At 71.6% G+C, this 25,342-nt stretch carries 24 protein-coding genes and 1 riboswitch; of the genes, 9 read left to right on the plus strand and 15 right to left on the minus strand.

What is annotated here, in order from left to right:
* Positions 1-95 precede the first annotated feature (95 nt).
* The 3 genes from AC0NH5_RS01365 to AC0NH5_RS01375 all read left to right on the plus strand — a co-directional run bounded on the left by AC0NH5_RS01365 (position 96) and on the right by AC0NH5_RS01375 (position 4,531).
* Positions 96-1,304, plus strand: a complete 1,209-nt coding sequence (locus AC0NH5_RS01365; protein ID WP_474398901.1) for a thiolase family protein — start codon at positions 96-98, stop codon at positions 1,302-1,304.
* A complete protein-coding gene (locus AC0NH5_RS01370; RefSeq protein WP_474398902.1) occupies positions 1,301-3,361 on the plus strand; it encodes a 3-hydroxyacyl-CoA dehydrogenase NAD-binding domain-containing protein in 2,061 nt (686 codons plus the stop codon). Before AC0NH5_RS01365 ends, AC0NH5_RS01370 begins: the two co-directional genes overlap by 4 nt.
* A gap of 141 nt (positions 3,362-3,502) precedes the next feature.
* The gene (locus tag AC0NH5_RS01375; protein WP_474398904.1) at positions 3,503-4,531 is read left to right on the plus strand and encodes a hypothetical protein; all 1,029 of its coding nucleotides are present in this window, start codon (positions 3,503-3,505) and stop codon (positions 4,529-4,531) included.
* A gap of 79 nt (positions 4,532-4,610) precedes the next feature.
* On the opposite strand, the gene AC0NH5_RS01380 is transcribed toward AC0NH5_RS01375, so the two are convergent.
* The 6 genes from AC0NH5_RS01380 to dxs are packed head-to-tail and all read right to left on the minus strand — an operon-like array spanning position 4,611 to position 12,555.
* Positions 4,611-5,831, minus strand: coding sequence for a sensor histidine kinase (locus AC0NH5_RS01380; RefSeq protein WP_474398906.1), 1,221 nt, complete (start codon positions 5,829-5,831; stop codon positions 4,611-4,613).
* Positions 5,828-6,502, minus strand: a complete 675-nt coding sequence (locus AC0NH5_RS01385) for a response regulator transcription factor (RefSeq protein WP_474398909.1) — start codon at positions 6,500-6,502, stop codon at positions 5,828-5,830. The genes AC0NH5_RS01380 and AC0NH5_RS01385 overlap by 4 nt, the downstream gene beginning before the upstream one ends.
* Before the next feature lie 51 nt (positions 6,503-6,553).
* Positions 6,554-7,846, minus strand: a complete 1,293-nt coding sequence (locus AC0NH5_RS01390; protein WP_474398911.1) for an outer membrane protein assembly factor BamB family protein — start codon at positions 7,844-7,846, stop codon at positions 6,554-6,556.
* A gap of 27 nt (positions 7,847-7,873) precedes the next feature.
* Entirely contained in the window at positions 7,874-9,229 is a 1,356-nt protein-coding gene (locus AC0NH5_RS01395) for an outer membrane protein assembly factor BamB family protein (protein WP_474398912.1), read from the minus strand.
* An 11-nt stretch (positions 9,230-9,240) separates the two neighbouring features.
* Positions 9,241-10,581 carry an outer membrane protein assembly factor BamB family protein gene (locus AC0NH5_RS01400; protein ID WP_474398914.1) on the minus strand — a complete coding sequence of 447 codons (1,341 nt, stop codon included), beginning with the start codon at positions 10,579-10,581 and terminating at the stop codon, positions 9,241-9,243.
* 54 nt (positions 10,582-10,635) lie between these two features.
* Entirely contained in the window at positions 10,636-12,555 is a 1,920-nt protein-coding gene (dxs, locus tag AC0NH5_RS01405) for a 1-deoxy-D-xylulose-5-phosphate synthase (RefSeq protein WP_474398916.1), read from the minus strand.
* A 207-nt stretch (positions 12,556-12,762) separates the two neighbouring features.
* Positions 12,763-12,846: riboswitch (ZMP/ZTP riboswitch) on the plus strand.
* An 11-nt stretch (positions 12,847-12,857) separates the two neighbouring features.
* Between dxs and AC0NH5_RS01410 the strand changes: the two genes are divergently transcribed.
* Together AC0NH5_RS01410 and AC0NH5_RS01415 are read left to right on the plus strand one after the other, a co-directional pair.
* Positions 12,858-13,718, plus strand: a complete 861-nt coding sequence (locus AC0NH5_RS01410; RefSeq protein ID WP_474398917.1) for a bifunctional 5,10-methylenetetrahydrofolate dehydrogenase/5,10-methenyltetrahydrofolate cyclohydrolase — start codon at positions 12,858-12,860, stop codon at positions 13,716-13,718.
* A 283-nt stretch (positions 13,719-14,001) separates the two neighbouring features.
* Positions 14,002-14,394 (plus strand): MerR family transcriptional regulator, encoded by a 393-nt coding sequence (locus AC0NH5_RS01415; protein ID WP_474398919.1) that lies wholly within the window; start codon positions 14,002-14,004, stop codon positions 14,392-14,394.
* 51 nt (positions 14,395-14,445) lie between these two features.
* Here AC0NH5_RS01415 and AC0NH5_RS01420 read toward each other — a convergent pair whose 3' ends face one another.
* Together AC0NH5_RS01420 and AC0NH5_RS01425 are read right to left on the minus strand one after the other, a co-directional pair.
* Positions 14,446-15,777, minus strand: coding sequence for a class I SAM-dependent RNA methyltransferase (locus AC0NH5_RS01420; protein WP_474398922.1), 1,332 nt, complete (start codon positions 15,775-15,777; stop codon positions 14,446-14,448).
* A 23-nt stretch (positions 15,778-15,800) separates the two neighbouring features.
* Positions 15,801-17,897 (minus strand): APC family permease, encoded by a 2,097-nt coding sequence (locus AC0NH5_RS01425; protein WP_474398924.1) that lies wholly within the window; start codon positions 17,895-17,897, stop codon positions 15,801-15,803.
* Between the two features lie 44 nt (positions 17,898-17,941).
* On the opposite strand from AC0NH5_RS01425, the gene AC0NH5_RS01430 reads away from it, so the two are divergent.
* Together AC0NH5_RS01430 and AC0NH5_RS01435 are read left to right on the plus strand one after the other, a co-directional pair.
* Positions 17,942-18,607, plus strand: coding sequence for a potassium channel family protein (locus AC0NH5_RS01430; protein ID WP_474398925.1), 666 nt, complete (start codon positions 17,942-17,944; stop codon positions 18,605-18,607).
* Between the two features lies 1 nt (position 18,608).
* On the plus strand, positions 18,609-19,274 hold the full coding sequence (locus AC0NH5_RS01435) for a potassium channel family protein (protein WP_474398927.1): 666 nt from the start codon (positions 18,609-18,611) through the stop codon (positions 19,272-19,274).
* A 9-nt stretch (positions 19,275-19,283) separates the two neighbouring features.
* Here the strand turns inward: AC0NH5_RS01435 and AC0NH5_RS01440 are convergent, their stop codons facing one another.
* From AC0NH5_RS01440 to dut, 4 genes are all read right to left on the minus strand, one after another.
* Positions 19,284-20,120, minus strand: a complete 837-nt coding sequence (locus tag AC0NH5_RS01440) for a DUF3159 domain-containing protein (RefSeq protein WP_474398930.1) — start codon at positions 20,118-20,120, stop codon at positions 19,284-19,286.
* Positions 20,117-20,494: an OB-fold nucleic acid binding domain-containing protein gene (locus tag AC0NH5_RS01445; RefSeq protein ID WP_474398932.1), complete on the minus strand. Its 378-nt coding sequence runs from the start codon at positions 20,492-20,494 to the stop codon at positions 20,117-20,119. Before AC0NH5_RS01445 ends, AC0NH5_RS01440 begins: the two co-directional genes overlap by 4 nt.
* Positions 20,495-20,573: 79 nt before the next feature.
* Positions 20,574-21,221, minus strand: coding sequence for a DUF3710 domain-containing protein (locus AC0NH5_RS01450; RefSeq protein WP_474398934.1), 648 nt, complete (start codon positions 21,219-21,221; stop codon positions 20,574-20,576).
* Positions 21,208-21,705, minus strand: coding sequence for a dUTP diphosphatase (dut, locus tag AC0NH5_RS01455; RefSeq protein WP_474398936.1), 498 nt, complete (start codon positions 21,703-21,705; stop codon positions 21,208-21,210). Before dut ends, AC0NH5_RS01450 begins: the two co-directional genes overlap by 14 nt.
* Before the next feature lie 94 nt (positions 21,706-21,799).
* Here dut and AC0NH5_RS01460 point away from each other — a divergent pair, with 94 nt between their 5' ends.
* Positions 21,800-22,297: a DUF3093 domain-containing protein gene (locus AC0NH5_RS01460; RefSeq protein WP_474398938.1), complete on the plus strand. Its 498-nt coding sequence runs from the start codon at positions 21,800-21,802 to the stop codon at positions 22,295-22,297.
* Here AC0NH5_RS01460 and AC0NH5_RS01465 read toward each other — a convergent pair.
* Both AC0NH5_RS01465 and AC0NH5_RS01470 read right to left on the minus strand, forming a co-directional pair.
* Positions 22,263-23,114, minus strand: coding sequence for a hypothetical protein (locus AC0NH5_RS01465; RefSeq protein WP_474398941.1), 852 nt, complete (start codon positions 23,112-23,114; stop codon positions 22,263-22,265). The genes AC0NH5_RS01460 and AC0NH5_RS01465 overlap by 35 nt on opposite strands.
* Positions 23,115-23,258: 144 nt before the next feature.
* Positions 23,259-23,555: a DUF4193 domain-containing protein gene (locus AC0NH5_RS01470; protein ID WP_474398944.1), complete on the minus strand. Its 297-nt coding sequence runs from the start codon at positions 23,553-23,555 to the stop codon at positions 23,259-23,261.
* A gap of 335 nt (positions 23,556-23,890) precedes the next feature.
* Here AC0NH5_RS01470 and AC0NH5_RS01475 point away from each other — a divergent pair, with 335 nt between their 5' ends.
* Entirely contained in the window at positions 23,891-24,460 is a 570-nt protein-coding gene (locus AC0NH5_RS01475; protein WP_474398946.1) for a LytR C-terminal domain-containing protein, read from the plus strand.
* On the opposite strand, the gene AC0NH5_RS01480 is transcribed toward AC0NH5_RS01475, so the two are convergent.
* Entirely contained in the window at positions 24,457-25,278 is an 822-nt protein-coding gene (locus AC0NH5_RS01480; protein ID WP_474398949.1) for an inositol monophosphatase family protein, read from the minus strand. The genes AC0NH5_RS01475 and AC0NH5_RS01480 overlap by 4 nt on opposite strands.
* Positions 25,279-25,342: the final 64 nt, after the last annotated feature.

A 25,342-nucleotide genomic window follows, 5' to 3' on the forward strand; every position in this document is an offset into this window, starting at 1 on the left:
CGGTGTGACCAATTCGCGGATGCCCTGGCAGCCTCTAGTTACTCACGAGTAGCATTGCCGACACATTTGGGTTCACGCCCGCAAGGAGGCTTGCTGTGCCCCGTGAAGTACGCGAGGTCGTCTTCGTCGACGGCGTCCGCACCCCGTTCGGCAAGGCGGGCGGCATGTACGCCGAGACCCGCGCCGACGACCTGGTGATCCGCTGCATCCGAGAGCTGATGAAGCGCAACCCGCAGCTCCCGCCGGAGCGTGTGGACGAGGTCGCCATCGCGGCCACCACGCAGACCGGCGACCAGGGCCTGACCATCGGCCGCACCGCGGCGCTGCTGGCCGGCCTGCCGAAGACCGTCCCCGGTTACGCCGTGGACCGGATGTGCGCCGGCGCGATGACCGCGGTTACCAACGTCGCCGGCGGCATCGCCATGGGGGCGTACGACATCGCGATCGCCGGCGGCGTCGAGCACATGGGCCGGCACCCGATGGGTGAGGGCGTCGACCCCAACCCGCGGATCCTCACCGAGAAGCTGGTCGACCCGTCCGCCCTGGTGATGGGCGCGACCGCGGAAAATCTGCACGACCGGCTGCCGCAGATCACCAAGGAGCGGGTGGACGCCTACGGGCTGCGCTCGCAGGAGAAGACCGCCAAGGCGTACGCGAACGGCAAGCTCCAGCCGGACCTGGTCCCGGTCGCGATCCGCAGCGCCGAGCTGGGCTGGGGCCTGGCCACCATGGACGAGGCGCCGCGCGAGACCTCGATGGAGAAGCTCGCCACGCTGAAGACCCCGTTCCGCCCGCACGGCCGGGTCACCGCGGGCAACGCGGCCGGCCTCAACGACGGCGCCACCGCGGCCCTGCTCGCCGACGAGGCGACCGCCCGTGAGCTCGGCCTGCCGGTCGCCATGCGGATGGTGTCGTTCGGCTTCGTCGGCGTCGAGCCGGAGATCATGGGGTACGGCCCGATCCCGTCGACCGAGAAGGCCCTGACGAAGGCGGGCCTCACCATCGATGACATCGGCCTGTTCGAGCTGAACGAGGCCTTCGCGGTGCAGGTGCTCGCGTTCCTCGACCACTACGGCATCGCCGACGACGACCCCCGGGTGAACCCGTGGGGCGGTGCGATCGCCATCGGTCACCCGCTCGCGTCCTCCGGCGTGCGCCTGATGACGCAGCTCGCCCGGCACTTCGCCGAGCACCCCGAGGTCCGTTACGGCCTCACCGCCATGTGCATCGGCATCGGCATGGGCGGCACCGTGATCTGGGAGAACCCCGCGTGGGTCGGATTCGAAGGGAACACAGCGCGGTGATCGACAACCCGAACGAGGTAATCACCAAGGCGATCGTCCGCCTGGTGCAGGTGCCCGGTCTCGACAAGCCCGCCGCGCTCATCACGCTGGACAACGGCTTCGACCACAAGAAGCCGAACAGCTTCGGCCCGGGCGGCCTGACGTCCCTCGACGAGGCGATCACCGCCGCCACCGGCGCGAACCCGGCGTTCATCGCGGTCACCGGCAAGCCGTACATCTTCTGCGTCGGCGCCGACATCACCGGCATGCCGCTGATCACCTCCCGTGAGCAGGCCGTCGAGCTCGGCGAGCTCGGCCACCGGGTTTTCGCGCGCCTCAAGAACAGCGACATCCCGACCTTCGCGTTCGTCAACGGCGCGGCGCTCGGCGGCGGCCTCGAAGTCGCCCTGCACTGCCATTACCGCACCGTCTCCACCGGCGCGGCCGCGCTCGGCCTGCCCGAGGTCGCGATCGGCCTGGTGCCCGGCTGGGGCGGCAGCCAGCTGCTGCCGAACCTGATCGGCGTGCCCGGCGCGGCGCAGGTCATCCTGCAGAACCCGCTCACCCAGAAGGTCCTGAAGCCGAAGGACGCCAAGGAGCTGGGCGTCGCGGACGCGCTCTTCGAGGCCGCCGACTTCCTGGAGAGCTCGCTCGCCTGGGCCGCCGGCGTGGTCAAGGGCGAGGTGACCGTCGAGCGTCCCGAGATCGACCGGGACATGTGGGACGGCGTGCTCTGGTTCGCCAAGAACCAGCTCGACGAGAAGCTGCACGGCGCGGTCCCGTCCGCCAACAAGGCCCTGGAACTGCTCGCCCTGGCCAAGGAGGCGTCCTTCTCCGACGGCACCGCGGCCGAGACCCAGGCGCTCGCCGACCTGATCATGGGCGACGAGTCCCGCGCCAGTCTGTACGCGTTCGACCTGGTCCAGCGCCGGGCGAAGCGGCCGGTCGGGGTGCCGGACAAGTCCCTGGCCCGGAAGGTCACCAAGGTCGGCATCGTCGGCGCCGGCCTGATGGCCTCACAGCTCGCCCTGCTGTTCCTGCGCCGCCTTCAGGTCCCGGTGGTCCTCACCGACCTGGACCAGGCCCGGGTGGACAAGGGCATCGAGTACGTCACCGGCCAGATCGACAAGCTGGTGAGCAAGCGCCGGATGGACGAGGGCACCGCGGCCAAACTGCGCGGTCTGATCAGCGGCTCGGTCGACAAGTCGGTGTTCGCCGACGCCGACTTCGTGATCGAGGCGGTCTTCGAGAACCTGGATCTGAAGAAGCAGATCTGGGCCGAGATGGAGAAGATCGTCAAGCCGGAGGCGATCCTCGCCACCAACACCAGCTCGCTGTCGCTGACCGCGATGGCGGCCGATCTGGAGCACCCCGAACGGGTCGTCGGCTTCCACTTCTTCAACCCGGTCGCGGTCCTGCCCCTGCTGGAGATCATCAAGGGCGAGCGGACCGACGACGCCACCCTCGCCACCGCGTTCGAGGTCGGCAAGCAGCTGAAGAAGTCGTCGGTGCTGGTCAAGGACGCCCCGGCGTTCGTGGTCAACCGTCTGCTCACCCGGGTCACCAGCGAGATCTTCCAGGCGGTCGACGCGGGCACCCCGCTCGACGTGGTCAACGTGGCGATGGACCCGCTGGGCCTGCCGATGCGGCCGATCGCGCTGCTCCAGCTGGTCGGCCCGGCGGTCGCGTACCACGTCGGCGAGACGCTGCACGCGGCGTTCCCGGATCGGTTCGTCGACTCGGCCAACCTCAAGAAGATCGTCGACGCCGGCCTGCCGGTCATGGTGGACGACGAGATCAACCCCGAGGTGGTCGCGCTGCTGGAAACCGGTTCGGCGCCGCTGACCGCCGACGAGGTACGCCAGAAGGCACTCGACGCCCTGGCCCAGGAGATCCGGCTCATGCTCGACGAGGGCGTGGTCGCCGAGGCCCAGGACATCGACCTGTGCATGATCCTCGGCGCCGGTTACCCGTTCCATCTCGGTGGCGTCACGCCGTACCTGGACCGCAGCGGCACCTCCGAGCGGATCACCGGCAAGCGGTTCCTGCCGGACGGCGTGGCGAACGTCCGCGCCTGAAAATTTTCCCGACCGAATGCTCCCGGGCCGTCCGGTGCGGGAGCATTCGCCGTTCCGGCCGTTTACCCGGCTGTCGGACCCTCATGGCAGACTCCCCGCCGCCGATAGAGATTCACCGAGTTCGCGGACAGTGGAGCGTCGATGACATACCCCCCTCAGCCGGGTGAGCCTGGCCCTGCCTACCCCGCCTCCGGGCAGCCCGGCGCGGTGCCTCCGTTCGGAGCCCCCCAGCCACCCCCGCCCTACGGCACTCCGCCGCAGGCAGACCCGTCCTACGGCGCACCCCAGTCCGGCCCGCCCTATGGCACGCCGCAGTCCAGCCCGCCCTACGGCTCGCCGCAGTCGGCCCCGCCCTACGGCACGCCCGCACCGTTCGGAGCGCCTGAGCCGCCCCCCTTCGCCCAGCCCGACCCCACCCAGCAGTACGGCGCCCCGCAGTACGGTGCCCCTCAATACAACGCCCCTCAATACGGCGCCCCTCAGTACGGTGGCTCCGCGTTCCCGCCCCCGCCGCCGCCGAAGAAGTCCAAGACCGTACCCATCATTCTGAGCGTGGTGGCCGTCGTCCTGGTCCTCTGCGTCGGCGGCATCGCGGCGCTCTACATGATCGGCAAGGACGCGGTCGACGAAGCCGACGCGAAGCTCAACGCCGCCTCGTCAGCCGGCGCCTCCCCGCGCGCCACCGAGGACGCACCGGCGGAACCGGCGTCGAAGATCACCATCACCGAGCCCAAGACGCTGGGCGGCCGCCCGAAGCTGAACGACGGCCAGTTCGCGGACCTCACCAAGGAGATGGAGAAGGGCCTCGCCTCCGGTTATCAGGACGCCGGCAACACCTTCGGCTCGTTCTACGGAAAGCTGGGCACCGAGAACATCGTCATCGCGATCGGCATCGAGACCAAGATCGACAAGCCCGATGTGGCCCTGGCCGGCACCTTCGCCGGCATCGGCATCGGCGGCCTGGAGGTCAAGAACCTGACCGCCGCCGACACCGGTGACCTCGGTGGCGCCGCCAAGTGCGGCACCGCGGACGCCTCCGGCATCGACGTGGCCGTCTGCAGCTGGGCCGACGAGGGCAGCATCGGCATGCTGATGTGGTACTTCAAGAAGGCGGGCGCGGTGAAGAAGGAGTTCCCGAAGCTCCGCGCCGAGATCGAGACGAAGAGCTGACCTGTTCCGTCCGGGCCGGCGCGACCACCGCGCCGGCCCGGCTCGTCAGTCCCTGCCCGCGGCCCGGCGCACGCCGGCGCTAACCGCGCACCCGGCGCACGCTGGCCGTCGCGGTCACCACCGGCGTCGTGTCGGCGGCCGGAAGCGAGACGGTGACTTCCAGCCCGCCACCCTCCTGCGCGACCGCGGACACCGTCCCCCCGTGCGCGTCACAGACCGCGCGCACGATCGACAGCCCCAGCCCCGACCCCCGCGACCCGGTCCGCTCCCAGCCACCCCGCTGGAACGGCTCGAAGAGCCCCGGCACGTCGGCCGGCTCCACCTCGTACCCGGTGTTCCCCACCACCAGCACCGCGTGGCCGCTGACCGACCCGGTCCGCAGCCACAGCCGGCCGAGCAGATGGTTGTACCGGATGGCGTTCTCGATCAGGTTCCCGGCCAGCCGGTCGAGCAGACTCGGATCACCCACCACCGGCGCCGGCTCCAGTTCCGTGCTGACGTCCAGCTTCAACCGCTCGGCCTCGGCCTTGACGGCCGACAGTGCGTTCAGGGCACTGGTGGCCAGGTCCGCCGGCACCTTGCGGACCAATCGCCGCCCGGACTGCGCCTCCGACCTCGCCAGCACGAGCAGGGCGTCGACCAGCCCGTTCGCCCGCTCGGACGCGTTGCGGACCACTTTCGCCATCCGCCGGTACTCGGCGACGTCCGCCTCGTCGTCGCTGAGCGTCACATCGATCTCGGTGCGCATCACCGCGAGCGGGGTCCGCAGCTCGTGCGAGGCGTTGGCGACGAACCGCTTCTGCGAGTCGAAAGCGGCCGCCAGCCGGTCCAGCATCGCGTCGAACGTCCGGGCCAGCTCGGCCACCTCGTCGTCCGCCCCGGCGTACCGGATCCGCTGGTCCATGGTCTCCTCGCCGAGCCGTTGCGCGGTCTGGGTGACCCGGTGCAGCGGCCGCAACGCCCGCCCGGCCACCGCGTACGCCCCGGCGATGCCGACGATGCCGACCGCGACCAGCGCGCTGAGCCCCTTGAGCAGCAGCTCCTGGGAAGCCTGTTCGACCATGTCGGTCTGCCAGGCCAGCGCCTCCCGGGTGCTGCCGTCGGCCAGGGTGACGGTGGATCCGGCACGCAGCTCGTCGACGGGGTGCAGCGATTCGCTGACCAGCAGCCAGGCGAGCAGGACGAGGGCCGCGCCGGCGCCGACCAGGAGGATGCCGTTCAGCAGGGTGAGCCGCAGGCGCAGCGTGTTGCGCGGCTGGAACCGCAGCGTGCGGCGGGTCTGCCCGGGATAGACGGTCACGAGGCCACGACCGGTTCCGGCACCCGGTAACCGGCGCCGACGACGGTCTCGATCAGCGGCGGGTCACCGATCTTCTTGCGCAGCGTGTTGATGGTGACCCGGACGGTCGTGGTGAACGGGTCGGTGTTGGCGTCCCACACCCGTTCCAGCAGCTCCTCGCTGGAGACCACCCCACCCTTGGCCTTGAGCAGCTCCTCCAGCACCCCGAACTCCTTGTTGGTGAGCTCGATCGGGGCGCCGCCGCGGGTCACCACCCGCCGGGTCTGGTCGAGCACCAGGTTGCCCACGGTGAGCACCGGCGCGGCGGCCGGGGTGGCCCGCCGGCCCAGCGCCTGCACCCGGGCCACGAGTTCCTCGAAGGCGAACGGCTTGGCCAGGTAGTCGTCGGCGCCCAGCTCCAGGCCCTCCACCCGGTCGGCGACCGTGCTGCTGGCGGTGAGCATCAGCACCCGGGTGAGCGCGCCCCGGGCCACCAGGTCGGCGCAGATCTCGTCGCCGTGCATCCCGGGCAGGTCGCGGTCCAGGACCACCACGTCGTACCGCGTCACGTAGGACATCTCGTGCCCTTGCAGGCCGTCGTAGGCCACGTCCACGGCCATGCCCTTGCGGCGCAGGCCACGCACGATCGCGTCGGCCAGGTTCCGCTCGTCCTCCACCACCAGCACCCGCACCGCAACCTCCACCGAACGCGCATCGCGCGTGCCGCGCGACCAAGGGGAAGGCTACCGAACGCGCCACACCCCGACCGACGCGTCGATCCGGCGGCAGACCAGAGCGCCCGCGGCGAAGTGGCAGTCCCCGGCGACCCGGTCGGCGGCGCCGAGCACCCGGACCTTGATCCGGTCGAGATCGAGCACGCCGTACCACGTGCGGTCCTGCCCGGAGATCGAGCGCAGCACGTACGCGGTGTCCGGTTCCGGGCCAGGGCCGGCGCTCGCCCAGCGCCCGGCGTCGCCGATCACCTTCCCGGTCGCCGGGTCCAGCACGTAGAGCCGCGGGTGAGCGGTGTCCCGCACGATCGTCAGCAGGTGGTCGCCGACCCGGTCGGCGAAGTTCCAGCGCTCCGAGGACCAGCGCTGCCGCCCGGTGACCGGGTCGATCACCAGCATGCCGCGCTGCGGCCGGTACGCGCAGAGGAACTCCCCGCAGATCGCCGGCCCCCGGTACCAGCTCGGGTTCATGTCGCTCCGCCAGCGCGGCCGCAGACCGTCGGTCACGTCGTACCCGGTGGTGCCGACCTCGCTGGTGCCGACCAGCACCAGGTTGCCGGCCGGCCAGATCGCGGTGCGGCTGCGCCGTTCCGGGACCTGGACCGCGGACACCACCCGGCCGGTGCGGGTGTCCCGGGCCTCCAGCCGCCCGGCCTCGGTCAGCACGTAGAGCCATGCCGGGTAGTCACCGCCGTAGTCGGAGACCGCCACGTCGTCCCCGTCGCCCTGGTGCACCGTCCACCTGACCGCGCCGGTGTGCAGGTCGATGCCGCGCCAGTCGGCCTCCCCGAGGTCTCCGCTCTCCTCGCGCACCAGCGCGATGCCCTCGGCTGCCGACACACCCTGGAGCAGGACCGGGCGTTGCCAGAGCGGCTGCTGCCGGTCGGCGTGCAGGGCGATGGTGCCGAACGTGACGGTCAGCTCGTCCTGCACGGTCAGCAGCAGCAGGTCGCCGGCCACGTCCACGGTGAGCACGTCACCGGTGACCTCTACGGTGTGCTCGGAGAGCAGGGTGGCGCCGGGCAGCGCGTACGCCCGGATGTTCCGCGGTCCGGCGGGGCGGCCGGGGCTGATGACGAAGAGCCGGTCGCCGGCCACCCGCATGGCGTCGCCGATCACGGCCGGGACGACGATCGGCGGCGCGGGTCCGGTCCGGGCCACCGATCCGGTGAGCGAGGCGGCGAGCAGGATCGACAGTGCGGCGAGCAGCATCCGCCAGGGTGGTGGTGGCGCCGGGTCCACGGCGGAGCCGCGCCGCGACCCGCTCCGCGGCACCTCACCGAGATCGATCAGGACGCCACCCATCTTCGCCTCATTGTGCCGCCGGATCGGTCAGATCCGATACGCCCAGACCCGCAGTCCGGTGCCGTCCCGGCAGACCACGCGGCGTTCGTCGGCCGCGCACTCCGCGGAGTCCACCGGCGCGGTCCCCAGCAGCCGCAGCTGGTGCTCGCCGGGCAGCACCGCGGCGAAGGTCTGCCCGCCGTCGGTCCCGTCGCGCCGCACCACGACCGTCCCCGCCGGTTCGCCGGGCAGCACCTCGTCCCAGCCGGTCAGAGGCACCCGGGTGGTGCCGGTGGCCGGATCCGCCAGCCGGTCCGGCCGGCCGGTGCGCACCTTGGTCTCCAGCACGTACCCGGCCCGGACCGTGAAGTCGACGTCCCCGTTCGCCGGCCAGGCCCGCTCCCCGGTGACCGGGTCCAGCACCCAGAGGTCGTTGCGGGCCCCGGAGCAGATCAGCTGACGGCAGTCGGCGGTGTCGCCCTGGACGTCCGGCACGTCCCGGCTCCACAGCCGCCGCAGGGTCCGCACGTCGTAGGCCACCTGTCGGCCCGGCTCCCGGTAGCCGACCAGCGCGACCTCGCCGGCGACCGAGGCAGTGACCGGCCCGGACCCGTCGATCTCGGGCAGGGCCGACTCGGCCAGCACCTCGCCGGTCGCGCCGTCGTGCACCGTGAGCCGGTCCGACGAGGTGATCAGGAGGTCCGCCCCGTCGCCGTGCACCGGGTCGACGGTGACCGAGCCGCGCGGCGTGACGGTCCACACCGTCCGGCCGGTGGCCAGGTCCAGGCCACGCACTTCGGTGCGCACCGGCGGCTCGGTGTGCGGCTCACCGCTCGCCGAGAAATAAAGCGGTCCCGGGTCACCGGAGGCCTGGTCATAGACGGTGTTCGGCCGGAAGACCCGCTCCACGGCCACCCCGGTCCGGCCGGCGCCGAGCAGTGTGACCACCGCCGGCGCCGTCCAGCGGATCGCTCCGGTCCGGGCGTCGAGCGCGGTGGTGGCCCAGCCTTCGCTGAGGAGCACCACGTCGCCGGCCGAGCGGACGGTGAACGAGCCGAGCATGCTGCTGATCGGGTTGTAGCTCATCCCGATCGGCACCCGGACGGTCCACAGGCGGCGCGGCGGCCGGTCCAGCGCCCAGGCGGTCAGCTCGCGTTCCGGGCCGGCGGTGGCGGCGGTGAAGAGGCGGCCGCCGGCGAGCTGGATCGGGGTCTCGGCGTCGCCGCCCGCGACGACCGTGCCGAGTTCCCGCCAGAACGTCGTGGCCGAGGGCGCCGAACCGCCCAGCACGGCCAGCAGCGCCGCGGCCACCAGCAGCCCGGCGTGGCGATAACGCCGGGGCGGCGGGCGGCGGGCGGCTGCCTGGTCGAGCGGAGCGTCGCGGTCCAGCTCGATCAGCGCCACGCTCACCCCTCTCAGCCGGTACGCGGCCCGCCCGCGCCGACGACGGCCCGGTGCTCCCAGACGATCAGCTCGTCGTACATGGTCCGGCACACCAGCCGGTCGGTGGTCGCCTGGCAGTCGCCGGTGCCCACCGGCATCTCGGTGAGCAGGCGCGGCCGGGTCAGGCCCGGTGTGACGATCGCGACCATGGTACGCGGGCCGGGGTCGATTTCCCGGGTGACCAGCAGGGTTCCGTCCCCGGCGGTCCCCGGCACCGGTTCCCAGCCGGTCAGGTCGGCGACCACCTGTCCGGTCGACGGGTCCACCACCGCTACCGGCTCGTCGTCGCCGGTGGACGCGTAAGCGACGGTGTGCGTCCCGGACGGTTCCACGTTGCGCCACAGCGGCTGCCGCCAGCGCTCGTTCCCGGTAGCCGGCTCGATCGCCCGGACGCCGTACCGGCCGGTCAGGCACGCCATCTCGCCGCAGGGCCGGATCCGCAGCGTGCCCGGGACCGGCACGGTCCAGAGCGGCCGCAGGGTGGCCGCGTCGTACGCCGACACCGCGGTCCCGGACGCCCCGGGGTGTCGCAGCAGCACCACGCCGCCGACCGCGACCGGGTTCTCCTGGTCGTAGTCGGCCATCGGGATCTTCCGGCTGGCCAGGTGCGCGCCGGTGGCGACGTCGTACAGGTCGGCGATCTGGTCGTCGCGGACCAGCATCATCCGTGCCGGGGCGCCGCCGGCTCCGGGCACGTTGAGCAGCACCGCGGTGTTGGGCACCCGGACCCGCCACCGGGCCAGGCCGGCCGCCGGGTCGAGCACCTCGACGACGTCCTGCACGCGACGCCCGGAGGTGGACGAGCTGCGCACCCCCTCGACCGCGAACAGCAGCGGCGTGCCGGCGAAGGAGAGCACGTTGAGGTTGTGCTGCCACTGCCGGGCGCCGGTGGCGAGCGAGATGGCCGTGCTGCCCGGTTCCAGACCGGTCCGTGCCCACGGGCGCAGCATCAGCAGCCCGCCGGCGACGGTGCGTAGCCGGTAGACCGGCTGGTTCTGCACCACCTGCCACTGCTGCGTCCCGTCGGCGAGCCGGTACGCGCTGAGCATCCCGGCCGACTGGATCAGCAGCCGGCCGTCCTCGGTGATCGTGTACGGGTCGCCGGGCTGGATCGGGACCCGGAGCACCTCGGCGATCGGCGGCGGGGGCGGCGGGGCCGAGGCGCCGGCGACGAGCAGCATCAGGGCGGCGACCAGCGCAGGGCCGAGCCAGAGCGGCGTCGTGCGCCGCCCCGGCCGGTGGTACGACTCCGGCTCGCCGCGTTCCGAGCCGAGGTCGATGACGACCTCACGACTGAAGGTGTCCGCGCCCATTCTCCAAAGGTAACGGTTGCGTAACAAAAGCGCCCGTCGAGAGGCCTGTGCGGGTCAGATCGACGAGATCGGCTCCGTGACCTCGAGCCGCGACACCCACTCGGTCACTTCCCGGGCGACGTCCTGCGCGGTCAACCCGAGCGAGGCGAGGATCTCCGCGCGGCTGCCGTGCGGGTGGAAACCGACCGGCACGCCGAAGTCGCGCAGCGGCACGGTCACCCCCGCGTCGCGCAGCGCGCCGGCCACGGCGTCACCGACGCCGCCCGCGCGCACACCGTCCTCGACGGTCACCACACAGCGGTGCGCGGCGGCGAGACCGGTCAGCTCGATCGGGACCGGCCGCACCCAGCGCGGGTCGACGACGGTCACTCCGTATCCCTGCTCGGCGAGCCGCTCCGCGGCGTCCAGGCCGAGGCCGGCGAACGAGCCCACCGCCACCAGCAGGATGTCCTTGCGCTCGTCCTCGCGCAGCACGTCCACCTGGCCCACCCGGCGCAGTGCCGGGGTCTCCGGGGCGACCGCGCCCGTGGGGAACCGCACGATGGTCGGGCCGTCGTCGACCGCCACCGCCTCGCGCAGTTCCTCGCGCAGCGTGCTCGCGTCCCGGGGCGCGGCTATCCGCATGCCCGGCACCACGCCGAAGACGCTCATGTCCCACATGCCGTAGTGGCTCGGCCCGTCCGGGCCGGTGATGCCGGCCCGGTCCAGCACGAAGGTCACCGGCAGCCGGTGCATCGCCACGTCCAGCAGCACCTGGTCGAAGGCCCGGTTCAGGAACGTCGCGTAGACCGCCACCACCGGGTGCAGACCGCCCATCGCCAGGCCGGCCGCGCTGGTCGCCGCGTGCTGCTCGGCGATGCCCACGTCGTACGTCCGCTCGGGGTATTTCTTCGCCAGCGCGGCGATGCCGGTCGGCTCGGCCATCGCGGCGGTGATCCCGACCACGTCCGGGCGCTCGTCGGCGATCCGGACCAGCTCCTCGGCGAAGACCTTCGTCCATTTCAGCGTCGGCTTGGCCAGCAGCTTGCCGGTCTCCACGTCGAAGGCGCTGCTCGGACCGTGCAGGCAGTCCGCCTCGTCCTGCTCGGCGGGGAGATAGCCGTAGCCCTTGCGGGTGACCGCGTGCACGATGACCGGAGCGTTGAAGCCCTTGGCCCGGCGCAGCGCCGACTCCATCGCCTGCTGGTCGTGCCCGTCCACCGGCCCGATGTACTTCAGGCCCAGGTCCTCGAACATCGGCTGCGGGCTGACCGCGTCCTTGATGCCCTTCTTGACCGCGTGCAGCACCTCGAAGACCGGCTTGCCCACCACCGGCGTCGAGCCGAGCGCGTCCTTGACCAGGTCGAGCACCTTCTCGTAACCCGGGTTCAGGCGCAGCGTGGAGAGGTGGTCGGCGAGGCCGCCGATGGTCGGCGCGTACGACCGGCCGTTGTCGTTGACGACGATGACCAGCCGGTTGCCGGTGGCGGCGATGTTGTTGAGCGCCTCCCAGCACATGCCGCCGGTCAGCGCGCCGTCACCCACCACGGCCACCACGTGCCGGTCCTCGCCGCGCAGCGCGAACGCCTTGGCCAGACCGTCCGCGTAGGACAGCGCGGTGGAGGCGTGCGAGTTCTCGATCAGGTCGTGCTCGCTCTCCGCCTGGCTCGGGTAGCCGGTCAGGCCACCCCGCTGGCGGAGCAGGTCGAACCCGTCCTGGCGGCCCGTGACGATCTTGTGAACGTACGCCTGGTGGCCGGTGTCGAAGAGAACCTTGTCACGTGGGGAGTCGAAGACCCGGTGCAGTGCGAGGGTCATCTCGACCACGCCCAGGTTCGGCCCGAGGTGCCCGCCGGTGCGCGAGACCTTGGCCACCATGAAGTCTCGAATCTCGGCAGCGAGCAGGGTCAACTGCTCCGCGGTCAGTCGCTTCAGGTCACCGGGGGCGGTGATGGTCGTCAGCAGGCCGGCCGGAGTCGAGGGGGAGTCGCTCATGAGGCTGGAGTCTATCCGGGCCGCGCCGTAACGCGACTGGAGCGAACGGCCGGTACGACTGTCTGCACACAACCTGCACATCCACCGTCCAGCCACCCACCCGGCGACAGTGTGTGAACTTCGGGCCGGTATCGGGGCCGAACTTCACACAGTCGCCGGTGACTGCCCGGGCCGTTGGTCCGGGCGTCGAGCGGCCTGGCATCCTGGAGGCCGAACAGCGACTGGCGGCACGGGGATGGTCCAACCATCGGGGAGCTGGTCACGCCGGAGTCGACCGCCTGGGCTCACGGCTGAGGAGTGACATGTCCGCAGCACGTCTTCTCCCCGGCGCCCCCGTCGCCGAATCCGTCCTCGCCGACGTCCGGCAGCGGGTCGCCCGCCTCCGCGAGCGCGGTGTCCAGCCGAGCCTCGCCACCGTCCTGGTCGGCGACGACGACGCCAGCGCCGGTTACATCCGGATCAAGCAGAAGCAGGCCGCCGAGCTGGGCTTCGCCTCCCCGCACCGGCACCTGAGCGGCGACGTCACCCAGGACGACCTGCTCAAGGTGATCGCGGAGCTCAACGACGACAAGGACGTGCACGGCGTCCTGATCCAGTACCCGATCCCGGCCCACCTGGACTACGACGCCGCCCTGCAGACCCTCGACCCGGACTCCGACGTCGACGGCATGCACCCGCTCAACATGGGACGGCTCGCGGTCGGCCTGCCCGGCCCGCTGCCCTGTACCCCGGCCGGCATCGAGGCGCTGCTCGCCTTCCACGAGATCCCGGTCGCCGGTCGCGAGGTGGTCATCCTCGGTCGCGGCGCCACCCTGGGCCGCCCGCTCGCCATGCTGCTCGCCCAGAAGCGGCCCACCGCCAACGCCGCCGTCACCGTGGTGCACACCGGCGTGCCGGACTGGGACCGCTACACCCGGCGGGCCGACATCCTGATCGCCGCGGCCGGCGTGCCCGGCATCATCCAGCCCGAACACGTCAAGCCGGGCTCGGTCGTGATCGGCGCCGGGGTCCGCTACGAGGGCCGCCGCCTGCTCCCGGACGTCGACGAGTCCTGCGCGGAGGTGGCCGGCGCGATCACCCCGCGGGTCGGCGGCGTCGGCCCGACCACAGTCGCGATGCTCTTCCGCAACGCGGTCACCGCAGCGGAGCGCGCCACCGCCTGACCCACCGTGTGGATTTCGGGTCAGTTCCCGACCCGAATCCACACACACCACCGCGTCCGCGCAGTGTGTGAAGTTCGGCCCCCATACCGACCCCCACTTCACACACTGCGAACGCGAGCCGCAGCGTGTGAAGTTCCGCCCCCATACCGACCCCCACTTCACACACTGCGAACGCGAGCCGCAGCGTGTGAAGTTCCGCCCCCATACCGACCCCAACTTCACACACATCTGTTGGGGATAGGCTGACGTTGACGTCAGGGGTCAGGGGTGGAAGGGCAGGGGCATGCGTATCGGGGAGTTGGCGTCACGGGCCGGAGTCAGCGTTCGCAGCGTTCGCTATTACGAGGAACAGGGACTCCTGGCCAGCGTGCGCAGCGCCAGCGGCCAGCGCCTCTACGGCGACGCCGAGGTGGAGCGCGTCGAGTTCATCCAGCGGCTCTACGCGGCCGGCCTCTCCAGCCGCACCATCGCCGACCTGATGCCCTGCGTCGAGACACCGAGCCAGGAGAACTCCGACGCCGCCATGGAACGGATGCTGCAGGAGCGCGACCGGCTCTCCCGGCACATCGACGACCTGATCCGCACCCGGGACACCCTCGACGGCCTGATGGCCGCGGCGAGGCGGGCCCGCAAGCAGCTGAGCAGCCGGACGGGTTCCCCGCACTTCAAGTGCTGATGAAAGGGTCACGCGGGTGCGAAGCGAGGTCCGCGGGACGGACCCTGACGGTCAGGCCGGCTCCAGCAGCGCCACGCACTCCACGTGCTGGGTCATCGGGAAACAGTCGAAGGCCCGGATCCGCGTGGCACGCCACCCCACCGACCGGAACGTCCTCAGGTCGCGCGCCAGCGCCGCCGGGTCGCACGACACATAGACGATCGCCCGCGGGCCGGCCGCCGCGATCGCCCGGACCACCTGGGCGCCGGCGCCGGCTCGCGGCGGGTCAAGCACCACGAGGTCGACCGGCCCGGTGACCCGCCGCCGGCTCAGCGCGGCGTCCACCTTGGCCGCGACCACCTCGACGTTCGGCAGGCCGGCGAGGTTGGCCCGGGCCGCCGCGACCCCGATCGGGGACGACTCGATCACGGTGGTCCGTGCGCCGGTGCGGGCGGCGAGGACCGCCGCGAAGAGTCCGGCGCCGCCGTAGAGGTCCCACGAGACCTCGCCTTCGGCGGGTCGCAACATCTCCAGCACCGTTGCGGCAAGCGTGTCGGCCGCGGCCGGGTGCACCTGCCAGAACCCTTCCGGGGGTACGCGGAAAGCACGCCCGCCGGCAGTCTCGGTGACCTCGGCCGTCCCGGACAGGCGGACCAGTCCCCCGCCGGCCGGCTCGCCCAGATCGTCGGTGGCCTGCGGCGCCCGGCTGCCGGCCGGCCGGGCGAGGACCGCCACGTCGCCGCCGGTGCTGGCGACCGCCTGCAGGGCGTCCGCGTCCGGCCACGTGCGGGCCAGCAGGTCCAGTTCCTGGACAGCGGGATGGGCGATCAGGCAGCGGTCGATCGGCACCACCTGGTGCGAGCGGTGCTGGAGCAGCCCGGGACGGTCCGCGGCGTCCACCGCGTAGCGGACCCGGCTGCGCCAGCCGAGCAGCCGATCGGAGTCTGCCGGGCCCGGCAGCGCTTCCACCCGTACAAAAATCTGGTGGTGCTCTTCCGGGGTGAGGCCGGCCAGCCGCTCCAGCTGTTCCCGGACCACCGAGGTCTTCCACCGCAGTTGCGCGCCGCCCGCGACGTGCTGCAGGTCGCAGCCGCCGCACGCACCCGGACGGGCGAACGGGCAGGGCGGCTCGACGCGGTCCGGCGAGGCCTCGTGGATCTCCACGGCGTCGGCGCGCAGCCAGCCGCGGTGCACCTCGGTGATCTCGGCGGTGACCCGTTCGCCGGGCAGCGTGTGCCGGACGAAGACGACCCGGCCGTGCGCTCCGCCGATCCGGGCCACGCAGTGCCCGCCGTGCGCCGGCGCGCCGACCGTCACCTCGACCCGATCCCCCTCGACGAGATCGGGCTCGACCGCGGCCTGCCCGGCTGGATCATGCCCGGCCGGCTCATGTTCCACCGGCATCGGCGCTTGTCCTCGCATGCTCATCAGTCCTCGCCCGGGGTGCTCGGCTCGGGGGTCTCCTCGCGGTGCCGCGGGCCGCGGGCCGGCGCCCGGCTCAGGCCGGCGTCCAGCCGATCGAGGTCGCGGTCCTGGCTGGAGCGCAGCTGCCAGGGCACGCTGGTCACCATCACGCCGGGCTCGAAGAGCAGCCGTCCCTTGATCCGCAGCGCGCTCTGGTTGTGCAGCAGGTTCTCCCACCAGCGGCCCACGACGTACTCCGGCACGAACACCGTCACCACGTCCCGCGGCGACGAGCGGCGCACGCTCTTGACGAACTCGATGATCGGGCGGGTGATCTCCCGGTACGGCGAGTCGATCACGGTCAGCGAGACCGGGATCTGCCGGCGCTCCCACTCCTCCTGGATGGTGCGGGTGTCGTTGTCGTCCACGTTCACGGTGACCGCGGTCAGCGTGTCCGGCCGGGTCGCCTGCGCGTAGGCCACCGCGCGCAGCGTCGGCATGTGCACCTTGCTGACCAGCACGATCGCGTGGTTGCGCGACGGCAGCACCGGTCGCTCGTCGGTCGGGCTCAGCTCCTCGGCGACCCGCGTGTAATGCCGCTGGATGGCCACCATCAGCACATAGATGACCACCATGGCGGCGATCGCGATCCACGCGCCGAGCAGGAACTTGGTGATCAGGACGATGACCAGGACGGCGCCGGTGAGGCACATGCCGAACGCGTTGATCGCCCGCGACCGGATCATCCGGCGGCGGCGCTCCGGGTCGCGCTGGTTCTGCAACAGCCGGTTCCAGTGCCGGATCATGCCGGCCTGGGAGAGCGTGAAGGAGACGAAGACGCCCACGATGTAGAGCTGGATCAGCTTGGTGACCTCGGCCTGGAAGGCCACGATCAGCACGATCGCGGCGACCGCGAGGAACAGGATGCCGTTGCTGAAGGCCAGCCGGTCGCCCCGGGTGTGCAGCTGGCGCGGCAGGTACCGGTCCTGGGCGAGGATCGAGCCGAGCACCGGGAAGCCGTTGAAAGCGGTGTTGGCGGCCAGGAACAGGATCAGCGCGGTGACCGCCCCGACCAGATAGAACAGGAACGATCCGGTGCCGAAGACGGTCTCGGCCAGCTGGGTGGTGACCGTCTTCTGCACATAGTTGACCGGCCCGGAGAGGATCTGGATCGTCGGGTCCTCGACGAACTGCAGACGGGTGGCCTGGGCCAGCACGATGATGCCGTAGAGCATCGCGATCGAGAAACCGCCCAGCAGCATCAGCGTGGTGGCCGCGTTCTTGCTCTTCGGCTTCTTGAACGCGGGCACCCCGTTGGAGATCGCCTCGACGCCGGTGAGCGCCGCGCAGCCGGACGAGAACGTCCGCAACAGCAGGAACGCGAAGCCGAATTGGGTCAGATGGTGTTCCTCCGCGTCGATCACCAGGTCGGCGCTGGGGGCGCGCAGGTCCTCGCCGAGCACCAGGACCCGGAACAGGCCGGTGAAGATCATGATGAAGATGACCGCGATGAACAGATAGGTGGGCACCGCGAACGCGGTGCCGGACTCCCGCAGGCCACGCAGGTTGAGCGCGCTGAGCACCAGGATCGCCGCGATGGCGACGCCCACCTTGTGCTCGGCGACCCAGGGGATGACCGAGCCGAGGTTGCTGACCCCCGAGGAGATCGAGACCGCGACCGTGAGGATGTAGTCCACCAGCAGCGCGCTGGCCACCCCGAGACCAGCCTTGGCACCGAGATTGACCGTGGCCACCTCGTAGTCGCCGCCGCCGGACGGATAGGCGTGCACGTTCTGCCGGTAACTGGCGACCACCGTCACCATCACCACCGCGACCGCCAGCGTCACCCACGGCGACCAGACGTAGGCGGCCGCGCCGGCGATCGACAGCGTCAGCAGGATCTCGTCCGGCGCGTACGCCACGCTGGAGAGGGCGTCGCTGGCGAACACCGGCAGCGCGATCCGTTTGGGCAGCAGCGTGTGCTGCAGCCGGTCCGAGCGGAACGGCCGGCCCAGAAGCAGCCGCTTGGCTAGAGAGGTGGTACTTGCCACGAGTGCCAAGGGTACGGGCGGCCGCCATGCCGCGTATCCCGCCCCGGACAGCGGCGCCGGAACACGCATGGCAGGCTCACACAGGTCCGTAATGATTCGGGAGGGCACGAACCGTGCACGTGGTGATCATGGGGTGCGGCCGGCTCGGTTCGACGCTGGCTCAGAAGCTCGACGCGCAAGGTCACCACGTCGCGGTGATCGATCGTGACGCCGAGGCCTTCCGCCGGCTGGGCGACAACTTCGGCGGGGTCACCGTCAACGGCATCGGCTTCGACCGGGGTGTCCTGACCGCCGCCGGCATCGAGCGGGCGGACGCGTTCGCGGCCGTCTCCAGCGGCGACAACTCCAACATCATCTCGGCCCGGCTGGCCCGCGAGACGTTCGGCGTGAGCCGGGTGGTGGCCCGGATCTACGACTCCCGCCGCGCCCAGGTCTACGAACGGCTCGGCATCCCGACGATCGCGACGATCCGCTGGGCCGCCGACCGGATGTTCCGGCTCCTCGTCCCGGAGGGCAGGGTCGAGGTTTTCCGCGACCACACCAGCGTGGTCAGCATCGTGGAGACCCCGCTGCACCGGGACTGGATCGGCCGGACCGTGAAGGCGCTGGAGGAGCGGACCGGCGCCCGGGTGGCTTACCTCACCCGGTTCGGCATGGGCTCGCTCGCCCAGCCCTCCACCGTGCTGCAGGACGGCGACCAGGTCTTCATGCTGGTGACCGACGAGACCGTCGGCTCCGTGCTGGACATCGCCCTGGGCGCCGACAAGGAAGGCCAGTGACATGCGCATCGCCATCGCCGGGGCCGGGAACGTGGGCCGGTCCATCGCCCAGGAGCTGATCGGCAACGGGCACGACGTGATGCTGATCGAGCGGCAGCCGCGGCAGCTCTGCCCGGAACGGGTGCCGCAGGCCCGCTGGGTGCTCGCCGACGCCTGTGAGCTGAGCAGCCTGGAGGAGGCCGACCTGGCCGGTTGCGACGTCGTGGTGGCCGCCACCGGCGACGACAAGGCCAACCTGGTGGTGTCGCTGCTCGCCAAGACCGAGTTCGCGGTGAACCGGGTGGTGGCCCGGGTGAACCGGGCGGAGAACGAGTGGCTCTTCACCGAGCAGTGGGGCGTCGACGTCGCGGTCAGCAAGCCGCGCCTGATGGCCGCCCTGGTGGAGGAGGCGGTGACGGTCGGCGACCTGGTCCGGCTGATGACCTTCCGGCAGGGCGAGGCCAACCTGGTCGAGATCACGCTGCCCCGCGACGCGCCGTACCAGGGTCAGCCGCTGCGGGCGGTGCCGATGCCGCGCGACGTCGCCCTGGTCGCCATCCTGCGCGGCAAGCGGGTCCTGGTGCCGACCCCGGACGACACGCTCGAGGCCGGCGACGAGCTGATCTTCGTCTGCACCAGCGAGATGGAGGACCAGGTCCGTGCCGTGGTGCTGGGCTCGGTGCCCTGAGACGGTGCCCTAGGCTACGGCGGTGTCCCGCCGCTGGGCCGAGGTCACCCGGTGGATCGCCCACGCGGTGAACGCGAAGGTGGCGGCATAGATCGGCCAGCTGATCAGGATCCGGACGATGCCCAGCGCGTTCGCCTCGCCGATCCAGTACAGGTACGCCTGGATGCCGGCGCGCACGCACAGCGAGACCACCCAGAGCAGGGTGAGCCACTGGAAGGTGCGGAACAGCGGGGCGTTGTCGAACCAGTCCTGACGCCCCTTGTTGACCATGATGCCCCAGGCGTAACCGATCAGCGGCTTGCGGAACACCACCGAGAGCAGCAGCACCGCGGCCTGGCCGAAGGTGAGCAGGATGCCGGGCAGATAGAAGTTCTTGGCGTCCCCGGTGCGCCACGCCAGCCAGGCGCCGATCGCGATGCCGAACAGCCCGTTCACCGCGTGCCGGATCGGCTGCCGGCGGACCAGCCGGACGACGCCGATGGTCACCGCCGAGCCGACCGAGCCGATGATGGCCCAGAGCAGCGCGTCACGCTTCTCCAGGCCCAGCACCGACTCGCCGAGCAGGACGTTGAGCATGACGAAGGCGAGCACCGGAACGCTCGACTCGACCAGGCCGCGCACACCGCCCAGTTGCTCGGCGATCTGCTCGCTCATCGACGGGAACGGCTCGTCGTCGTCCTCGCCGGCCGATTTCGTCCCGGGCTCGGGCAGGCGCTTCGGGTCGAGCCCGTGCTCCTCGATGATCTTGTCGGCGAGCGGATGGAGATCGAGTTCCTCGACCATCTCCTCGGCGATCCGCTCCTCGACCGACTCGTGCGCGGCGTGGCGCGGCTCGCTGCCAGTCACCGGGGCGCCTCCAGCTCGTAGTACGGGTTGTAGATCACCTTACGGTCGTCCCGGACGGCGATCCGCCCACGTGCGGTCAGCTGACGCCCCGGCTCGATGCCGGGGATCGACCGGCGCCCCAGGAAGACCAGCGTCACCACGTCGCTGCCGTCATAGAGGTCGGCCTCCAGCGTCGGCAGGTTGGTGCGTGGAGTGTACGCCACCGTCCGCAGCCGACCCGACACCGAAACGATCTGGCCCCGGCGGCACGTCGTCGCCGGGACGGCGCCGCACTTGGCGCTCTCCCGCTGCAGGTGCTGGGCGTCCAGCTCCGCCTCGGTCGCCGTCAACCGTTCGAGGAACCGTCGCAGACCGGTGCGCTGTTCGGTGGTCATGGCTTCGCCGTCACCCTCTCCTGGACCCACGCGTGTGCCCGGAGCCAACGGTACGCCCGGCCCGCACCGATGACAGACCCTAGGCTTCCTGCTGGGCCTGCGCCTGCTCGGCCATCTCGCGCGGCAGGCGCAGCGGCAGCGGCTCACGCACCGGGCGGGGCTCGTTGTCACGGACCACGACCAGGCCGGTGAGCACCTCGCCGAGCACGCCCTCGCGCGACTCGTCGGAGGCGGCCGCACCCTGGAACAGCGCGCGCACCATCCAGCGGGGCCCGTCCACGCCGACGAAGCGGACGTCGGCCGGGCCGTCCGGCGTGTTGACCCGGGCGGCCAGCTCGATCCCGTACCGGCCGGCGATCTCGCGCGGGCTCACCCCGTCGGCCGCCATCGCCTCGGCGATCTCGGCGCGCACCTCGTCCCAGATGCCCTCGGTACGCGGCGCGGCGAAGACGCCGAGCTGCAGGGCGCTCTCGCCGTCCACCAGGACGATCTGCTCGACGACGCCCTCCGGGTTGGCCTGCACCCGCACCTCGACGCCCTCGACCGCCGGGATCTGCAGGCTGCCCAGGTCGAGTCGCTGCACATCCCCCGGCGCGTGCTTGGCGTCCCACGGCCCGAACTCGGGCGGCGGGGCCGCACCGTCCGAGGTGAGGCTCTCGGCGAGCGCCTTGGAGGGCGGCGCGTCGGCCGCGCGGACGTGCTTCGGCCCGCTCTTACGGGAGAACATCACTGGCACCTTCCGTTCGAGTCTGCTGCCCGGGCAGCGCTGCGTGGCCACCGGTGGAACCGTGCCCGCCGGCGCCCCGCGAGGTGTCGTCGAGCGTGTCCACCGGGTGGAACACCGCGCGCTCCACCCGCTGAACCACTAGCTGGGCGATCCGGTCGCCTCGCGAGATCTTGACGGTGTTCCCCGGATCGTGGTTGATCAGGATCACCAGGATCTCGCCGCGGTAACCGGCGTCGACCGTACCGGGCGCGTTGAGGACCGTCACACCGAGGCGAGCCGCCAGCCCGGATCGCGGGTGCACCAGACCCACGAACCCCTCCGGCAGGGCGATCGCCAGGCCGGTGCGGACCTTGGCCCGGGCGCCCGGGGCGATCTCCACCTCCTCCGCCGCGAACAGGTCCGCGCCGGCGTCACCGGGGTGGGCGTAGGCCGGCAGAGGCAGATCCGGGTCGAGCTGCCGGACCTGGATCACGACGTCGTTCACTGGGGAGGATCCTCACTCGTACGCACGCTGCGGGCGGCACCTACCCTGCCATCCTGCCGCGCCCCGCACCGGAGGCGCGCCGTACCCTTCGAGGGTGACACCCGAGTCCCCGGACCGCACGGCGGCGACCTATCGCGAACGGCTTCGCGTCCCGTGGTGGGCCTGGCCCGCCACGCTGCTCGTCGCCGCGATCATCGCCACCGAGCTCACCCTGGGCCTGCCCGAGGTGCCCCTCTGGCTGCCGTTCGCGGTGCTGCTCCCGCTGAGCCTGCTGCTGCTCGCCCCGGCGGGGAGGCTGCTGGTCACGGTCACCGAGCGGGAGTTCCGCGTCGACGACGCCCGGCTGCCGGTCGGCGTGGTCTCGGACGTGATCGCCCTCGACGCGGCCGGCAAGCGCGAGGCCCTCGGGGTCGGCGCCCACCCGTACGCGTTCGTGATCCAGCGTCCCTGGATCGGCCCGGCCGTGCAGGTGCTCCTGGACGATCCGGACGATCCGACACCCTTCTGGGTGATCAGCACCCGGCGCCCGGTCGAGCTGGCCACCGCGCTGCTCGAGGTCAGTCGCCGAGAGCGCGCCGCTCAGTCGTCGTGACGTCCTTGGCGCGCTGCTTGCGCAGATCCTCGCGGAGGTTGTCGCCCAGCGCCCGGGTCGCGCGCCGGTTGAGATAACTCGCCACCGCCGCGCCGGTGAGCATCGGCCCGAACGTGGTGAGGTTGCGCCCGAACCGCTTGAGCAGCGTCTTCTGCAACTCCTTGCGTGCCGTCGTGCCCAGCACCGTGGCCACGCCCACGCCCGGGACCAGCGGATTCACCCCGCGCTGGCCCGACCAGGCCTCGACCAGGTTCATGGCGCGCTCGGGCGTGCCGCCGGTGATCGGCCGGCCGTAGACCTCGTGCAGCTCGCCGATCAGTTTCAGCTCGACGGCCACCACGGCGACCGTCTCGGCGGCCAGCAGCACCGGCGCCGAGAGCAGGGTCGGCGTGGCGACCCACTGGATGGAGGCGACCCCGCCACCCGCCGCGCCCACCCCGGCCGTGGCCCGGGTGGCGTTGCGGATCAGCCGCTCGGCCAGCTCCTCGTCGTCCAGACCGGGGAAGTGCTCGCGCAGCCGCTCCAGGCTGCGCACCGGGACATGCGGCGCCAGGTCCGTCACCGTGTCGGCGATCCAGCGGACCGCCGCCCCGGGGCGGAACAGCCGGCCGACGCCGCGGGCCCGGGCGTCGGCGACGAAGCGGCCCAGGAGCCGCCGCCGGCCGGCCGGCTCCAGATCCTCGGACGTGAGGGCCGCTGCGGTGCGGCCCAGCTCCACGTCGGTGCCGCCGGCCCGATCAGGTTCCCGGGCAGGCGGGAGCCCGCTCGCGGCGCCTGGGTCGGCACCGGGCCCGCTCGCACGATCCGCGTGGTTCATCGTCGTCCTCCCCTTCGGCCGTCACCGGAGAAGTTCCCGGTCACGCCCCAGGGTCAAACCCGTTGGGGAAACCCTCGTGGCGAACGCCGTACGCCCGACCGCGCAGGCCGCGATCGGGTGAAGGGCGCCTGCGCGCGAGTGCGCCTAGGCGCACTCGCGGCAGATCAGCTCTCCGTTGCGTTCCACGGCCAGCTGGCTGCGGTGGTGCACCAGGAAGCAACGGGCACAACGGAACTCGTCGGTCTGCATCGGCAACACCTTGACGGTGAGCTCCTCGTCGGCCAGGTCGGCGCCGGGCAGCTCGAAGCTCTCCGCCACCTCGACCTCGTCGACGTCCACTGCGCCCGACTGCGAGTCGGCACGGCGGGACTTGAGCTCCTCGAGGCTGTCCTCGCCGAGGTCGACCTCATCGCGACGCGGGGCGTCGTAGTCGGTGGCCATCGGTCTTCACTCTCCTGTATCGATGTGTCACTTGGCGTTTGTAACGCCGGTGACAAGGTTTCGGTTCCCGGTTCCGCTGGACGATTTCTGACACCCGGAACGGCTCCGGCGAGCGCGGAACCTTACCGCTGCTGCGGCAGGCTTGTACGCGTTCCGGCGGCACATTGTTCCCGATGTGACTGAGGCGACATCAAGGTAGGGGCCCCAGCCTCTGGATCATCGTCAACGCGCCGGAGGCATTCCCTCTTTCCGCGCCCCTGGCGGACAGACGCTAACCTCTCGACAAGCCCGGCGACCTCACCCGGGTCCACCGTCGGAACCCTGGAGCCAGCCCCATGAGCTTTGCGCGCGTCCGAGCGCTCGTCGTCATCGGCGTGCTCGCCGTGGCCGCGGTGGTCTTCGTCGTGGTGGCGCTGGTCCGTGACACCCAGCGCGATCTGGTGAACGGCGGCGCCTGCCCGGACGGCGCGCCGCTCGCCGACGTGCGACTGCCCGACGACCCGGCCGAGGTCACCGTCAAGGTCCTCAACGGCACCACCCGGTCGGGTGTCGCCGAGAACGTGACCAGCGAGTTCAAGAACCGCCGGTTCACCGTGGAGGACCCCGGCAAGAGCAAGAACAAGGTCAAGGGCGTCGCGGAGATCCGGTTCGGCCCGGAGGCGGTGGGCAAGGCGCAACTGCTTCGCGCGTACTTCCTCGCCCAGTCGGAGATGGTCTACAACCCCAAGCGCAAGGGCGCCGTGGTGGAGATCGTCATCGGCAACCAGTTCCAGCAGCTGGCCACCACCACCGAGGTCAACCAGTCGCTGGTCGAGATCGGCAAGCCGGAGCTGCCGCCGGGCGCCTGCGCCAAGCCGGTCTCGGAGGCCAAGGCGGAGGAGAAGGCCGAAGAAGTCGGCCCTTAGGGGCCGCCCGCCGCGTCCAGTTCGACCAGCGCGTCGTGCAGCGGCGGGAAGAGCGCCGGCGGCGCCGCCACGAGCATCTGCTTGCCGGCGGGCGCGCCGTCGAGCCCGCCGACGGTCAGGCCCGCCTCCGCCGCGATCAGGCCTCCGGCCGCGTGGTCCCACAGGTTCAGGCCCTTCTCGTAGTAAGCGTCCAGAGTGCCCTCCGCGACCGCGCAGAGATCGAGTGCCGCCGCGCCGAGCCGTCGGATGTCACGCACACGGGTGATCAGACGGGCCAGCACGGCCCCCTGATGGGCCCGTCGGCGCGCGTCGTACCCGAACCCGGTGCCGACCAGGGCCTGGTCCAGCGAGGTCCGTACGGAGCCGCTGAGACGGCGGCCGGCCCGCCAGGCGCCGCCGCCGAGGGTCGCGGTCCACTCGTCGCCGGTCGCCGCGTTGACGACCACCCCGGCGACCACCGTGCCGTCGCGCTCGGCAGCCAGCGAGACCGCGTACTGCGGCAGACCGTAGAGGTAGTTCACGGTGCCGTCGATCGGGTCCAGGATCCACCGGATCGCGCCCGGCTGCACCGTGACCGAGTCGCCGTACTCCTCCCCCAGCACTCCGTCGCCGGGCCGCTCCGCCGAGAGCGCGTCGACCACCTGTCGCTCCACCGCTTTGTCGGCCGCGGTGACCACGTCCGTGTCGGTACTCTTGGTCTGCACGTCGCCGATCGCCTCGGCCCGCATCCGCCGGGCGGTCACCGCCGCCGCACGGGCCACCCGGACCGCCACCGCCAACAACTCGCCGGGCGTCGATACCGTTGAAAACTCGCTCACATCGGGATCCTTTCCACCGATAGCATTCTCGCTCCGAGCGTCTCCGACGAGGTCGTCGGGCCCT

The sequence above is a fragment of the Actinoplanes sp. 13 genome (assembly GCF_056134165.1).

Bases quoted from the DNA above. Each gene is read 5' to 3' on its own strand.
- AC0NH5_RS01375 (WP_474398904.1), top strand. From the start codon at position 3,503: ATGACATACCCCCCTCAGCCGGGTGAGCCTGGCCCTGCCTACCCCGCC.
- AC0NH5_RS01390 (WP_474398911.1), bottom strand. From the start codon at position 7,846: ATGGGTGGCGTCCTGATCGATCTCGGTGAGGTGCCGCGGAGCGGGTCG.
- AC0NH5_RS01400 (WP_474398914.1), bottom strand. From the start codon at position 10,581: ATGGGCGCGGACACCTTCAGTCGTGAGGTCGTCATCGACCTCGGCTCG.
- dxs (WP_474398916.1), bottom strand. From the start codon at position 12,555: ATGAGCGACTCCCCCTCGACTCCGGCCGGCCTGCTGACGACCATCACC.
- AC0NH5_RS01410 (WP_474398917.1), top strand. From the start codon at position 12,858: ATGTCCGCAGCACGTCTTCTCCCCGGCGCCCCCGTCGCCGAATCCGTC.
- AC0NH5_RS01415 (WP_474398919.1), top strand. From the start codon at position 14,002: ATGCGTATCGGGGAGTTGGCGTCACGGGCCGGAGTCAGCGTTCGCAGC.
- AC0NH5_RS01420 (WP_474398922.1), bottom strand. From the start codon at position 15,777: ATGCCGGTGGAACATGAGCCGGCCGGGCATGATCCAGCCGGGCAGGCC.
- AC0NH5_RS01425 (WP_474398924.1), bottom strand. From the start codon at position 17,897: ATGCGTGTTCCGGCGCCGCTGTCCGGGGCGGGATACGCGGCATGGCGG.
- AC0NH5_RS01435 (WP_474398927.1), top strand. From the start codon at position 18,609: ATGCGCATCGCCATCGCCGGGGCCGGGAACGTGGGCCGGTCCATCGCC.
- AC0NH5_RS01445 (WP_474398932.1), bottom strand. From the start codon at position 20,494: ATGACCACCGAACAGCGCACCGGTCTGCGACGGTTCCTCGAACGGTTG.
- AC0NH5_RS01450 (WP_474398934.1), bottom strand. From the start codon at position 21,221: ATGTTCTCCCGTAAGAGCGGGCCGAAGCACGTCCGCGCGGCCGACGCG.
- AC0NH5_RS01465 (WP_474398941.1), bottom strand. From the start codon at position 23,114: ATGAACCACGCGGATCGTGCGAGCGGGCCCGGTGCCGACCCAGGCGCC.
- AC0NH5_RS01470 (WP_474398944.1), bottom strand. From the start codon at position 23,555: ATGGCCACCGACTACGACGCCCCGCGTCGCGATGAGGTCGACCTCGGC.
- AC0NH5_RS01475 (WP_474398946.1), top strand. From the start codon at position 23,891: ATGAGCTTTGCGCGCGTCCGAGCGCTCGTCGTCATCGGCGTGCTCGCC.